The 13,343-nt window shown below is 60.6% G+C and carries 13 protein-coding genes; 4 read left to right on the forward strand and 9 right to left on the reverse strand.

The features are described from left to right. Positions 1-2: 2 nt before the first annotated feature. The 3 genes from tcyL to ASD95_RS06785 form a co-directional block, all read right to left on the reverse strand. A complete protein-coding gene (gene tcyL, locus ASD95_RS06775) occupies positions 3-668 on the reverse strand; it encodes a cystine ABC transporter permease (protein ID WP_046040764.1) in 666 nt (221 codons plus the stop codon). Continuing rightward, positions 668-1,468 (reverse strand): cystine ABC transporter substrate-binding protein, encoded by an 801-nt coding sequence (gene tcyJ / locus ASD95_RS06780; RefSeq protein WP_056726933.1) that lies wholly within the window; start codon positions 1,466-1,468, stop codon positions 668-670. The genes tcyL and tcyJ overlap by 1 nt, the downstream gene beginning before the upstream one ends. Before the next feature lie 294 nt (positions 1,469-1,762). After that, a complete protein-coding gene (locus ASD95_RS06785; RefSeq protein WP_056726932.1) occupies positions 1,763-2,755 on the reverse strand; it encodes a D-cysteine desulfhydrase in 993 nt (330 codons plus the stop codon). A 190-nt stretch (positions 2,756-2,945) separates the two neighbouring features. Between ASD95_RS06785 and epsC the strand changes: the two genes are divergently transcribed. Beyond that, the gene (epsC, locus tag ASD95_RS06790) at positions 2,946-3,872 is read left to right on the forward strand and encodes a serine O-acetyltransferase EpsC (protein ID WP_056726931.1); all 927 of its coding nucleotides are present in this window, start codon (positions 2,946-2,948) and stop codon (positions 3,870-3,872) included. 348 nt (positions 3,873-4,220) lie between these two features. Further along, entirely contained in the window at positions 4,221-6,176 is a 1,956-nt protein-coding gene (gene betT, locus ASD95_RS06795) for a choline transporter BetT (protein ID WP_162252428.1), read from the forward strand. A 9-nt stretch (positions 6,177-6,185) separates the two neighbouring features. Here the strand turns inward: betT and ASD95_RS06800 are convergent, their stop codons facing one another. Together ASD95_RS06800 and ASD95_RS06805 are read right to left on the reverse strand one after the other, a co-directional pair. Continuing rightward, positions 6,186-6,446, reverse strand: a complete 261-nt coding sequence (locus ASD95_RS06800) for a hypothetical protein (protein WP_056726929.1) — start codon at positions 6,444-6,446, stop codon at positions 6,186-6,188. 162 nt (positions 6,447-6,608) lie between these two features. Continuing rightward, entirely contained in the window at positions 6,609-7,349 is a 741-nt protein-coding gene (locus ASD95_RS06805) for an SDR family oxidoreductase (RefSeq protein ID WP_056726928.1), read from the reverse strand. 120 nt (positions 7,350-7,469) lie between these two features. Between ASD95_RS06805 and ASD95_RS06810 the strand changes: the two genes are divergently transcribed. Continuing rightward, on the forward strand, positions 7,470-8,360 hold the full coding sequence (locus ASD95_RS06810; RefSeq protein WP_056726927.1) for a LysR family transcriptional regulator: 891 nt from the start codon (positions 7,470-7,472) through the stop codon (positions 8,358-8,360). Between the two features lie 134 nt (positions 8,361-8,494). Beyond that, positions 8,495-9,532, forward strand: a complete 1,038-nt coding sequence (mgrA, locus tag ASD95_RS06815) for an L-glyceraldehyde 3-phosphate reductase (RefSeq protein ID WP_056726926.1) — start codon at positions 8,495-8,497, stop codon at positions 9,530-9,532. A gap of 175 nt (positions 9,533-9,707) precedes the next feature. Here the strand turns inward: mgrA and tauD are convergent, their stop codons facing one another. The 4 genes from tauD to tauA all read right to left on the reverse strand — a co-directional run bounded on the left by tauD (position 9,708) and on the right by tauA (position 13,248). Beyond that, positions 9,708-10,550 carry a taurine dioxygenase gene (gene tauD, locus ASD95_RS06820; RefSeq protein WP_056726925.1) on the reverse strand — a complete coding sequence of 281 codons (843 nt, stop codon included), beginning with the start codon at positions 10,548-10,550 and terminating at the stop codon, positions 9,708-9,710. 80 nt (positions 10,551-10,630) lie between these two features. Beyond that, positions 10,631-11,464 carry a taurine ABC transporter permease TauC gene (gene tauC, locus ASD95_RS06825; RefSeq protein ID WP_056726924.1) on the reverse strand — a complete coding sequence of 278 codons (834 nt, stop codon included), beginning with the start codon at positions 11,462-11,464 and terminating at the stop codon, positions 10,631-10,633. Beyond that, positions 11,461-12,255, reverse strand: a complete 795-nt coding sequence (gene tauB / locus ASD95_RS06830) for a taurine ABC transporter ATP-binding subunit (protein WP_056726923.1) — start codon at positions 12,253-12,255, stop codon at positions 11,461-11,463. The genes tauC and tauB overlap by 4 nt, the downstream gene beginning before the upstream one ends. Before the next feature lie 15 nt (positions 12,256-12,270). Continuing rightward, positions 12,271-13,248, reverse strand: coding sequence for a taurine ABC transporter substrate-binding protein (gene tauA, locus ASD95_RS06835; RefSeq protein WP_056726922.1), 978 nt, complete (start codon positions 13,246-13,248; stop codon positions 12,271-12,273). Between the last annotated feature and the right edge of the window lie 95 nt (positions 13,249-13,343).

Genomic DNA, 13,343 nt, shown 5'->3' on the forward strand with positions numbered 1-13,343 from the left:
GGTCAGGACTCCTGGTCGTGCCGATTGACCCGCGCTTCCAACTGGTTCTGCAGGTGCGAAAGCACGGTTGCGAGGACCCAGTAGATCAGTGCGGCGGCAAGATACATGGTGAAGATTTCGAAGGTGCGAGCGGTGATCAGCTGCGCCTGACGGAACAGTTCCGGCACCTGGATGGTGGCGGCCAGCGCGGTGTCCTTGACCAGCGAAATGAAGCTGTTGCCCAGCGGCGGCAATGCGGTGCGCATCGCCTGCGGCAGGATGGCCCGGCGCAGGGTCTGCGCGCGGGTCATGCCGATACTGGCAGCCGCTTCCCACTGGCCGCGCTCGATGGAGCTGATCGCGGCACGCAGGATTTCACAGGCGTAGGCGGCCATGTTCAGCGAGAAGCCGATCAGGGCCGCCGGCAGCGGATCCAGTTCCAGACCCAATTGCGGCAAGCCGTAATAGATCACGAACAGTTGCACCAGCAACGGCGTGCCGCGAAAGAACGACACGTAGATGCGGGCGATCCAGCTCACCAGTTTGAAGCGCGACAGGCGCATCAGCGCCAGACCGAAGCCCATCACCAGGCCGAAGAACATCCCGCCCAGGCTGAGGATGACCGTGTAATACGCGCCCTTGAGCAGAAAGGGCGCGGAGTCCAGTGCGAGTTGGAAAGCTTCTCCCATTATTGAGTGACGTCAGCGTTGAAGTATTTTTCCGAGAGCTTTTTCAGGGTGCCATCGGCGCGCAGCTTATCGATTGCCTTGTTGACCGCGGCCAGCAGTTCAGGCTCGCCTTTGCGCAGGGCAATGCCGGCTTCCTGGCGGGAGAACGCATCACCGGCGGCGGTGGTGTCCTTGGCCTTCTTGGCGTATTCCAGCGCGGCCAGGCGGTCGATCAGAATGGCGTCGATACGGCCGACACGCAGGTCCTGGAACTTGGTCGGATCATCTTCGTAGGTGCGGATGTCAGCGGTCGGCACATTGGCCTTCACCCACTCTTCGTAGTTGGTGCCCAGGCCTACACCGACTTTCTTGCCAGACAGGTCGGCGGCGGACTTGATGTTCAGCTCGGCGGCCTTCTTCGTCAGCACCAGCGCCTGAATACCGGAAACGGTGTAGGGTTCGGAGAAGTCATACTTCTTCTTGCGCTCTTCGGAGATGGTCACCTGGTTGATCACTGCGTCCAGACGCTTGGATTCCAGGGCCGCGAGGATGCCGTCCCATTTGGTTGGTTGCAGCTTGACCTTCACGCCCAGTTCTTTGGCCAGGGCTTCGGAGAACTCGACTTCGAAGCCGGTCAGCTTGCCGTCGGCGTCGACGAAACTGAATGGTGGGTAGGTGCCTTCCAGGCCGACGTTGATTACGCCTTTGTCCTTGATTTGTTGCAGTTGCTCACCGGCAACCGCCTGGCCAATCAGGCCGGCGCTCAGTGCCAGGCCCAGCGAACCCACCAGCAGATTGCGACGTAGTGCGGAAAAATTCATGACAAGCCCCTGTGTTTTCTTATGGAAGACGCTTTAGGAAAGTTGGCAAATTCGGGATTTGGACGACTGCGATATCCTGCCCTAATGCAGCTTATGCGTCTCGCTGCAAATTCGCCTGCGGCGTGACTATAAGATGATGCCTATAGAATTGAAAATAATGAATATTATTTTTGTTATTCGTTAATTGCATATGCGTTTCATGGAAAAGATCGCAGCCTGCGGCAGCTCCTACATGGATCGGCATGCATCTGTAGGAGCTGCCGCAGGCTGCGATCTTTTGATCTTCTGAATCGCTTACAGAAAATCCTTATAGGCAAACAACGCCGGCGCGCCACCGGTGTGCAGGAAAATAATCGGACCCTCGTCGAACCGCTGACGGCCGATCCCGTCCAGCAAGCCGGCCATGGCCTTGCCAGTGTAGACCGGGTCCAGCAGCAAGCCTTCGTGACTCGCCAGCAGCTTCACCGCCGCCAGTGTGCCGGCATTCGGCTCGCCATAACGCGGGGCGAAATACTCGTCCCACAACTCGACCTTGAAAGCCTCCGGCAGATTCACGCCCAGCAACTCGGCGGTGCGTTCGGCCAGGCCTTGAACCTTTGGCCGCTGATCTTCATCGCTGCGCGAAACCGTCACGCCGATTACTGGCAGATTCGGCAGTGCTTCACTCAGGGCCAGTGCCAGGCCGCTGTGGGTACCGGCGCTGCCCGAGGCCAGGACCACGGCGGCGAACTTCAGGCCGGTATCCTTGATCTGTTCGGCCAGTTCCAGACCGGCACGCACGTAGCCCAGGGCGCCCAGCGCATTGGAGCCACCGATCGGCACCAGGTACGGCTTCTTGCCGTTGCTGCGCAGTCGGTTGGCCAGGGCTTGCAGTTGCTCGTCGGCGTTGTCGAGGTTTTCCACCAGTTCGACCTTGGCATCGAACAGGTCGAGCAGCAGGCGGTTGCCGTTGCCGGTGTAATTGCTGTCGTCAGTGCCGAGAGGATTTTCCAGAAGGGCTACGCAGCCCAGGCCCAATTTTGCGGCAATGGCGGCTGTCTGCCGTACGTGGTTCGATTGCAGCGCGCCCGCGGTGATCAAGGTGTCGGCGCCCTGGGCCAAGGCATCGGCGGCCAGGTATTCGAGTTTGCGCAGCTTGTTGCCGCCCATTGCCAGCGGCGTCAGGTCATCGCGCTTGACGTACAGGTCGCGACCCAGCCAGGTCGACAGGCGTTCGAGTTTTTCCAGGGCGGTGGGCTGACCGAGCAGGTCGAGGCGGGTAAAGCTGGCGAGCTGTTGTTTGATCATGAGTCCGTACTGGCGGTTGAAGATCTCAGGACTATAGGCACGCCAAAAAGTTGGGGCAACCGCCAATCGCTTATAGCCAATCGAAATGAGTACAGCACTATTGGTTCTTAATTTGCCTCGCGGCCCTTGCCGTAAAGTAATCGCCGTCAGTGCGGCCAGACAGTCCGGCCGCCCGTGAGGAGTTTTTACCGTGAGTGAGCGTTCCAGCCATTGGCAATTGCAGACCATCGTCAGCCAGCTGCGCACGGCACGTGAACAGTGGCGTGCACAAAACGGCCGGGCCACCGGCGAGCAGGGCGGTCGCGAATTGCCTTCCCGCGCAGCCATGGCGGACATTCTCGAGGCCCTGTGCGGTGCGTTGTTCCCGATGCGCCTGGGGCCGGTTGACCTGCGCGAAGAGAGTGAAGACTTCTATGTCGGTCATACCCTGGATGTGGCGCTGAATGCGCTGTTGGCCCAGGCGCGACTCGAATTGCGCTACGCCGCTCGCCACAGTGCCCAGGCCGAGACTGAAGTCGAAGCCAAAACCATCCAGATCATTCAGGACTTTGCCCTCGCGTTGCCTGGGTTGCGCAGCCTGTTGGACAGTGACGTGCTCGCGGCCTATCACGGTGACCCGGCGGCCCGCAGTGTCGATGAAGTGTTGTTGTGCTATCCGGGGATTCTGGCGGTGATTCACCATCGTCTGGCCCACCATTTGTATCGCGCCGGGTTGCCGCTGCTGGCGCGGATCAGCGCGGAAATCGCTCACTCGGCCACCGGCATCGACATTCACCCCGGCGCGCAGATCGGCCGCAGTTTCTTCATCGACCATGGGACGGGTGTGGTGATTGGCGAGACGGCGATCATCGGCGAACGCGTGCGGATCTATCAGGCGGTGACCTTGGGCGCCAAGCGCTTCCCGGCGGACGAAGATGGCCAACTGCAGAAAGGTCAGCCACGGCACCCGATTGTCGAGGATGACGTGGTGATTTATGCCGGGGCGACGATTCTCGGGCGGATCACCATCGGTCAGGGCTCGACCATTGGCGGCAACGTCTGGCTGACCCGCAGCGTGCCGGCGGGCAGCAACCTGACCCAGGCGAGTTTGCAGTTGGATGATGGGGCGCAGAAGTGAGGATGTAGGAGCTGTCGAGTGCAACGAGGCTGCGATCTTTTCCAAGCGCGCCGCGAACCAAAATCAAAAGATCGCAGCCTGCGGCAGCTCCTACAGAACACCTCTAAATTCCGCGTAAAACCTTTCCTTGAGCTAGCGTAACAACACCACCGCCGAGCCCTGCGATTAGTCCTTAGCCCCCTATCCATGTTTAACTTGAACGTTCATTCAAGTTAAACCGGCGGTTCGCTGCCCGCTCACAACAGGAGGCTTGCCTTTGCTGAGTCCGATTTCTACAGCCACTTTCTACCCCTTCGAGGTGCACCGAACATGAGTGCATCGTCCATCTCTCCAAGCGGTCTGATCCGCATGAATCCGCCGGTGTTCTGGTTCTCGGCGAGTTTCATTCTGTTGTTTGGTGTCGTTGTCATCGCCATGCCGGAGCAGGCCGGTGCCTGGTTGCTGGCGGCGCAAAACTGGGCGGCCAACACGGTCGGCTGGTATTACCTGCTGGCGATGACCCTGTATCTGGTCTTCGTGGTGGTCACCGCCTTGTCCGGCTACGGCAAGATCAAGCTCGGTGCCGACCACGACGAACCCGAATTCAGTTATCTGTCCTGGGCTGGCATGCTGTTCGCCGCCGGGATCAGCATCACCCTGTTTTTCTTCTGCGTGTCCGAACCGCTGACCCACATGCTGCAACCGCCCCAAGGCGAGGCCGGTACGGCGGATGCGGCGCGCCAGGCGATGCAGATTCTGTTTCTGCACTGGGGCCTGCATGGCTGGGGCGTGTTCGCCTTTGTCGGCATGGCGCTGGCCTACTTCGCCTACCGGCATAACCTGCCACTGGCCCTGCGCTCGGCGCTGTATCCGCTGATCGGCAAGCGTATCAACGGCCCCATCGGCTACGCGGTGGATGGCTTCGGCATCATCGCCACGGTGTTCGGCCTCGGTGCCGACATGGGCTTTGGCGTGTTGCACCTCAACTCGGGCCTGGACTATCTGTTCGGCATCGCCCACACCCAATGGATTCAGGTCGGCCTGATCACCCTGATGATGGGTGCTGCGATCATCGTTGCCGTATCCGGCGTCGACAAGGGCGTGCGGGTGATGTCCGACATCAACATGCTGCTGGCCTGCGCGCTGCTGCTGTTCGTATTGTTCGCCGGCCCTACGCAGCACTTGCTCAACACCCTGATCCAGAACCTCGGTGATTACCTCGGCGCCTTGCCGATGAAGAGTTTCGACCTCTATGCCTACGACAAACCCAGCGACTGGCTGGGCGGCTGGACGGTGTTCTACTGGGCCTGGTGGATTGCGTGGTCGCCGTTCGTGGGCTTGTTCATCGCACGGATTTCCCGTGGTCGCACCATCCGCGAGTTCGTCTTCGGCGTGCTGTTGATTCCGCTGGGCTTTACCCTGGCGTGGATGTCGATCTTCGGCAACAGCGCCATCGATCAAGTGCTCAACCATGGCATGAGCGCGCTCGGTATGTCGGCCATCGACAATCCGTCGATGACGCTCTACCTGCTGCTGGAAACCTACCCGTGGAGCAAAACCGTCATCGCGGTCACGGTGTTTATCAGCTTTGTGTTCTTCGTCACCTCCGCCGACTCCGGCACCGTGGTGTTGTCGACGCTGTCCGCCAAGGGCGGTAACCCCGATGAAGACGGGCCGAAATGGTTGCGGGTGTTCTGGGGCGCGATGACCGCCCTGGTGACCAGCGCGCTGCTGTTCTCCGGCAGCATCGATGCGTTGAAGTCGGCGGTGGTCCTGACCTCGTTGCCGTTCTCGCTGATCCTGCTGTTGATAATGTGGGGGCTGCACAAAGCGTTTTATCTGGAGTCGCAGAAGCAGATTGCGCAGATGCATTCCTTGGCACCGGTGTCCGGTTCACGGCGGGGTGGCTGGCGTCAGCGTTTGAGTCAGGCGGTGCATTTCCCGTCGCGGGATGAGGTCTACCGCTTCCTCGACACGACGGTGCGCCCGGCGATTGAAGAAGTGTCTGCCGTGTTCATCGAAAAGGGTTTGCACGTAGCGACACACCCGGACCCGGCCAATGACAGCGTCAGCCTGGAAATCGGCCACGGCGATCAACATCCGTTTGTTTATCAGGTGCAGATGCGCGGTTACTTCACGCCATCGTTTGCCCGTGGCGGCATGGGTTCCAAGCAACTCAACAATCGCCGCTACTACCGGGCCGAAGTGCATTTGAGCGAAGGCAGTCAGGACTACGATCTGGTCGGCTATACCAAGGAACAGATCATCAACGACATCCTCGACCAGTACGAACGGCACATGCAGTTCCTGCATCTGGTGCGCTGATCAAGGCCTTCATGTCTCGGTGGTCAACACCATGAACAACACCAGCGCCGCCACCGGGACACCGAACACGGCGCTACCGACCGCCAGTTCGGTGCTCAATGGCTGGCCGGCATGCACTATGCCGACTGCGCCGTTGATCAGCGTCAGCGCCAGCCACAGCACGATAAAACAGTAGGCCAGGGTCTGACGGGTAAAGCCGATTTTCTCGCCGATATAGAGCATCAACGCCAGGAGGATCAGGCCGAAGGTTGTGATGATGGTGGTGTGCATGAACTGTCCCGCCCTTCAGATGTGCATTGCTTTGGAGGCAGCCATCGCGAGCAATCTCCCACAGGGGATTTCCCTTGAGCACAAATTTTGTGAGCAACCAAGATCAATGTGGGAGCGAGCTTGCTCGCGATTGGGGGCGCTGCGGTCTCAGTGTGAACTCAGTTAAACCAACCCGCCATTCACCCGCAAAATCTGCCCATTGACCCAACCCGAATCCGGCCCCGCCAGAAACGACACAACACGGGAAATATCCTCCGGCTGCCCCAGGCGCTCCAGCGGCGCCATCTTCGCGAAATTCTGAATCTGCTCCTCACTCTTGCCGTGTAAAAACAACTCAGTCGCCACCGGCCCGGGAGCCACCGCATTGACGGTGATGTTGCGCCCGCGCATCTCTTTGGCGAACACCTGGGTCAGGGATTCCACTGCCGCTTTGCTGGCGATGTACACCGCGTAACCCGGCAGGTTCATGCCGACGGTGCTGCTGGAGAAGTTGATGATTCGGCCACCGCTGTTCAGGCGGGTCGCCGCTTCACGCAGGATATTGAAGGTACCGCGAGTGTGGATGTTGAAGGTCTGCTCGAACAGTTCGTCGCTGTGTTGCGCCAGCGGCAGGACCTTGAGGATGCCGGCGTTGTTCACCAAAACATCGACCTTGCCGAACTGGGTTTCAACCTCGTCGAACATCCGGCGCACGTCGTCGGCATTGGCCACATCGGCCTTGATCGCTATGGCCTGGTGGCCGGCCTGACGCAGCTCCACCACCCGTTTCGAGGCTTCGGTGGCGCTGCTGGCGTAGTTGATGGCAACGGCGAAACCTTCGCTGGCCAGTTGTTTGGCGATGACCGCGCCGATGCCGCGGGAGGCACCGGTCACGATGGCAACTTTCGGAGTTTGAGCCGTCATGTTGATGTTCCTGTTGATGGGGTGTGAAGCCAATTTCACATGTTTACTCAGGCCGATAAATGCACGAGAGTTGCCTTGACTGTTCAATGATTGCCAACAATCGAGTGCCTGGAGTGAGCTGTGGACCAAGTCAAAGCGATGAAGGTTTTTGTGCGGATCTACGAGCGCAGCAGCTTCACGCTGGCGGCCGATGACCTGAACCTGCCCCGCGCAACGCTGACCCATACGTTGAATCAGTTCGAGGCCTGGCTGGGTACGCGTTTGTTGGAGCGCAGCACGCGTAAAGTGCGTCCGACGCTGGATGGCGAGGCGTACTACCTGCGTTGCGTGCAACTGCTGGCAGAGCTGGAGGAAGCGGAGTTGGCGTTTCGCGGCGTGGCCCCGAAGGGGCGGCTACGGGTGGACTTGCACGGGACATTGGCCAAGCACTTCGTGATCCCGGCATTGCCGCAATTCATGGCGCGTTATCCCGACATCGAGCTGTCCATCAGCGAGGCTGACCGCCAGGTCGACCTGATCACCGAAGGTATCGATTGCGTGTTGCGGGCGGGAACATTGGGTGACTCCACGCTGATCGGCAAACGTGTCGCCAACCTGCGTCAGATCACCTGCGCCAGCCCCGCCTATTTGCGCAAATACGGCGAACCGAAAAGCCTCGCCGACCTCAGCCGGCACCGTGCGGTGAACTACGTTTCGCGCACGACGGCCAGGTTGTTCCCGTTTGAATTCATGGTGGACGGTGAACTCAAGGAAGTGGCCATCGACGGTGCGGTATCGGTGTTCGGCGCAGAAATCTACGCCGCCTCGGCGATTGCCGGGCTGGGCCTGATCCAGTGCCCGCACTACCGAATGGAAACGCAGATCTCCCAAGGCCTGGTGCAGGAAGTCCTCGTCGACACCCCTCCGCCATCAATGCCGGTATCGGTGTTGTACCCGCACAACCGACACATGTCGCCCAGGGTCCGGGTGTTTGTGGACTGGTTGGGAGAGGTGTTTACGGGGGCACGGTAGCTTGTTGGCGGGGAAATACGTGAAACGTTTCAGTCATTAGTCGAATCAGGGGTTTTCTGGCGTTTGTCCGGGCGTATGCTGAGCGACTGGCAAAGCAGTCGATATCAGATTCAAGACCGACAAGAGAGGATTCGATGACCTACACCGCTGCCGAAAACCGCTACGACTCCATCCCCTACCGCCGCGTGGGCCGCAGCGGGCTGGTGCTGCCGGCACTGTCGTTGGGCCTGTGGCACAACTTCGGCGACAGCACGCCGATCGGTACCCAGCGCGCATTGTTGCGCACGGCGTTCGACCTGGGCATCAACCATTTCGACCTGGCCAACAACTACGGCCCGCCGTATGGCAGCGCCGAGATCAACTTCGGCCGTTTACTGCGTGAAGACTTCAAGCAGTACCGCGACGAGATGATCATTTCCAGCAAGGCCGGCTGGGACATGTGGCCCGGCCCTTACGGTCAGGGCGGCGGTTCGCGCAAGTACGTGCTGGCCAGCCTCGACCAGAGCCTGCAACGCCTGGGCGTGGACTACGTCGACATCTTCTACTCCCACCGTTTCGATCCGGACACCCCGCTGGAAGAAACCGCCAGCGCACTCGCCACGGCGGTGCAGCAGGGCAAGGCGTTGTACATCGGCATCTCGTCGTACTCCGGGGTGAAAACCCGCGAAATGGCGGCGTTGCTCAAAGAATGGAAAGTGCCGCTGCTGATTCACCAGCCGGCCTACAACCTGCTCAATCGCTGGGTGGAAAAAGACCTGCTCGATACCACTGATGAACTCGGTACCGGCGTGATTGCCTTCACTCCGTTGGCCCAGGGTTTGCTGACCGACAAATACCTCAACGGCGTGCCGGCGGATGCGCGGGTCAACCGTCCGGGCGGTGGTTCGTTGCAGGCATCGCATTTGTCAGAGGCCAACATCGCCCAGGTGCGGGCACTCAACGAAATCGCCAAACGTCGCGGCCAGAGCCTGGCGCAACTGGCGTTGGCCTGGACCCTGCGCGACCCCCGGGTCACTTCCGCGTTGATTGGCGCGAGTCGACCGGAGCAGATTATCGAGAACGTCGGGGCGTTGAAGAACTTGAGCTTCAGTGCAGAGGAACTGGCGGAAATTGACCGGTTTGCCCAGGAGGGCGGGATCAATCTTTGGGAGAAGCCTTCGACGGCTGAATAAGTAGTTGGCGCCGGATTATTCGGCGCCTTTCAGATCGCCATCGTCGGAACGCCGCCCGGAGCAAGCTCGCTCCCACTGGTTTGGCGGTGTTCACAGGTTTTGTGTACGCCACGGACACTGTGGGAGCGAGCTTGCTCGCGATGAGGCCATCAATGTCAGTACAAAAACTGGCTGTTCACCGAAAAAACGGCACATCCCCCAACACCGTCGCCCGCTGCATCACCCGCCGCGCCGGCCGGTAATCATCCACCGCGTAATGCTGGGTCACGCGGTTATCCCAGAACGCGATGTCGTCCTGCTGCCAGCGCCAGCGAATGGTGAACTCCGGCCGCGTTGAATGGGCGAACAGGAACTTCAGAATCGCCTCGCTCTCGGTTTCCGACAGCTCGTTGATCTTCGAAGTGAAACCTTCGTTGACGAACAGCGAGCGGCGCCCGCTGACCGGGTGCGTGCGGATCACCGGGTGCGACAGCGGCGGATTCTTGCGCCGTGCTTCTTCCCACTGGACCAGTGCCTCGGGCGTGTTGCCGTAGCGCTCCAGCGGAAACGAACGGGTGAAATCGTGGGTGGCGGTCAGGCCTTCGAGCAAGGTTTTCAGCGGTGCCGACAGGGCTTCGTACGCGGCAATCCCGCTGGCCCACAACGTGTCGCCGCCAAACTCCGGCAGCAGCTTGGCACTGAGCACCGCGCCCATGGCCGGGGTCGGCAGGAAGGTCACGTCGGTGTGCCAGATCGCGTTATCGCGCACGTCGGTGACGGCGGTGTCGAGGATCAGCACTTCGGGTTGCTCCGGCACATTCGGGTAGATCGGATGAATGTGCAGGTCGCCGAAATTCGCGGCGAATCGCGCCTGTTGCTGTGGCGTGATCGGCTGGTTGCGGAAGAACAGCACCTGATGCTTGAGCAGGGCCTGTTCGATGGCATCGCGTTGCTCCAGGTTCAGCGGCTGGCTGATGTCGATGCCACTGATCTGTGCGCCGAGGGCGGAGCTTAAGGGGACGATGGTCAAGTCACTCATGGTGATTCTCTTGAAATTCGGGGGTGTTGATTACTGTGGGAGCGAGCTCGCTCCCACAGGGTTTCTCACAGGGAAATTATTCAGTGAGCCTGGCCATGCCACGGCACCAGTTTGCGTTGCAGGGCACGCAGGCCCAGTTCCATCGCGAAGGCGATCAGTGCGATCACCAGAATCCCCAGTACCACCACATCGGTGACCAGAAACTGCGCGGCCGATTGCACCATGAAGCCCAGGCCGCTGGTGGCGGCGATCAATTCGGCGGCGACCAGGGTCGACCACCCTACGCCGAGGCCAATGCGCACACCGGTCAGAATGTCCGGCAAGGCACTCGGCAAAATGACGTGGCGAATCAACTGCACGCGGGTTGCGCCCAGCGACTGCGCGGCACGCAATTTGGCCGGGTCGACCGTGCGCACACCGGTGGCGGTGGCGATGGCAATCGGGGCGAAGATCGCCAGGTAGATCAGCAGCACTTTGGACAATTCACCGATGCCGCACCAGATCACGATCAGCGGCAGATAGGCCAACGGAGGGATCGGCCGGTAGAACTCGATCAGCGGGTCGAGCACGCCACGGGCGATACGGTTGGCACCGATGGCGATTCCCACCGGCACGGCAGTGAGAATCGCAAAGCCGAGGCCCAGGCCGATGCGGCTCAGGCTCGCGCCGAGGTGCTGCCACAGGGTTGAATCCATGTAACCCGAGGTCGCCAGCAGCCAGCCTTTTTGCAGAACGGCAGAGGGCGGCGGCAGGAACAGCGGCTCGATCAAGCCGGTCGCCGTCACGGCCCACCAAATAGCAACGAGAGCGACCAGTGTCATCACACTGATCCACCGGGTGCTCAAACGGCGACTTGCCGCAATCACGGCTGAGCCTGGCGTTATCGCTGCGACGGGAATTTCATAACTGCTCATGCGCGCTCCTGCCGCTGGGCGGCACTGCGTTGGGAGAACACTTTGGCGAGTACGTGTTCGCGGGTTTCGATAAAACGCGGGTCGGACTTGATCGAGCGAGCCGACTCACCGGCGGCATAACGCTGACCGAAATCGAGGCTCAGACGCTCGACGATTTGCCCAGGGTTGGGCGCCAACAGAATCAGGTCAGTGGCGAGGAATACGGCTTCTTCTATGTCGTGGGTAATCAGGAACACCGGTTTGGCGGTGCGTTGCCAGACTTGCAGCAACAACTCCTGCATTTGCTCGCGGGTGAAGGCGTCGAGGGCTCCGAAAGGTTCGTCCATCAGCAACACGCGTGGGTCGGCGGCGAGGGCGCGGGCCAGGCCGACACGCTGCTTCTGGCCGCCCGAAAGTTGCCAGATGCGGCGCTGTTCAAAACCGGACAGATCGACCAGGGCGAGCATTTCCCGGGCGCGAGCTTCGCGTTTGTCCCGGGCGATACCGGCCAGCTCCAGGCCGAACCCGACGTTGGCCAGCACGTTTTGCCACGGCAGCAGCGCGTCGTCCTGGAACACCACGCCGCGCTCGGCACTCGGGCCTTTGACGGGCACGCCGTCGAGGGTGATGCGCCCGGCGCTGGGTTCGACGAAACCGGCAATCAGGTTCAACAGCGAAGTCTTGCCACTGCCGGACGGGCCGAGGGCGACCAGCAATTGCCGGGGCCCCAGGCTCAGGGAGATATCCGCCAACACCGGTTCCGGGTTGCCGGGGTACTGTGCGCTGATGCGCTCCAGCTGTAGCAAGGCCATCGCGTTGACTCCCGATCAGTTGGTGATGAACTTGGCGCTGACGTACGGCGCGTAGTCCGGCAGTACCGCCTCGACCTTGCCTTGTTCCTTGAGGAACGCCGCCGTGTCGGTGATGGCTTTGGTGGTCGGCGCGCCGAGGGTGAGCACCTGGTCAGCCGCTAGCGGGTAGACGTTGCCTTGCAGCAGCAATGGAATGTCGCTGGCCTTGGCGCCAGACAGTTTTACAAGCTTGTCGACGTTGCCCTGATTGGCCAGCCAGGCTTGTGGGTCTTTGCGGTAATCGGCGTAGGCGTCCAGGGTCACTTTGGCGAACGCGGTGACGATCTCCGGGTGCTTCTCGGCGAAGTCCTTGCGCACGATCCAGGCGTCGAAGGTCGGTGCGCCGAACTTGGCCAGCTCACCGGAGGTGATCAGTACCTTGCCGTTTTCCTTGGCGACACCGAGGGCCGGGTCCCAGACGTAAGTGGCGTCGATGTCACCGCGTTTCCAGGCAGCAATGATCGCGGGCGGAGCCAGGTTGAGGACGGTGACTTTCGATGGATCAATGTTCCAGTGCTTCAGCGCAGCCAGCAGGCTGTAGTGGCCGGTGGAAACGAACGGCACGGCGATTTTCTTGCCGATCAGGTCTTGCGGGGTCTTGATCCCGGAACCGTCGCGGGCGACCAGGGCTTCGGCAGCGCCGATCTGGGTGGCGATGAGGAAGGTTTCGACCGGGACTTTACGAGTGATCGCAGCGGTCAGGGGACTGGAACCGAGGTAGCCGATCTGCACGTCGCCGGAGGCAATGGCGGCGATGATATCGGCACCGTTATCGAATTTGCGCCAGCTGATATCGGCCTTGCTGGCCTTTTCGTAAGCGCCGTCAGCCTGGGCGACTTTCGCCGGGTCAACGGTGGTCTGGTAGGCGACGGTGAAGTCGGCCGCCTGGGCAAAAAAACTTGCGGTAGCCAAGGAAGCGGCCGCCAGCAAGCGAAGAGGGAAAGTCAGTTTCATCAGAAAGCTCCTTGTCAGGCGACCGAATGTCGGCGTGAGAAAGAGACTAAATGATCTAAGAATTCGAAAATAAATAACTTTTTCGAATTAGCTTA

Source organism: Pseudomonas sp. Root71 (assembly GCF_001429045.1).
Lineage (GTDB): Bacteria > Pseudomonadota > Gammaproteobacteria > Pseudomonadales > Pseudomonadaceae > Aquipseudomonas > Aquipseudomonas monachiensis.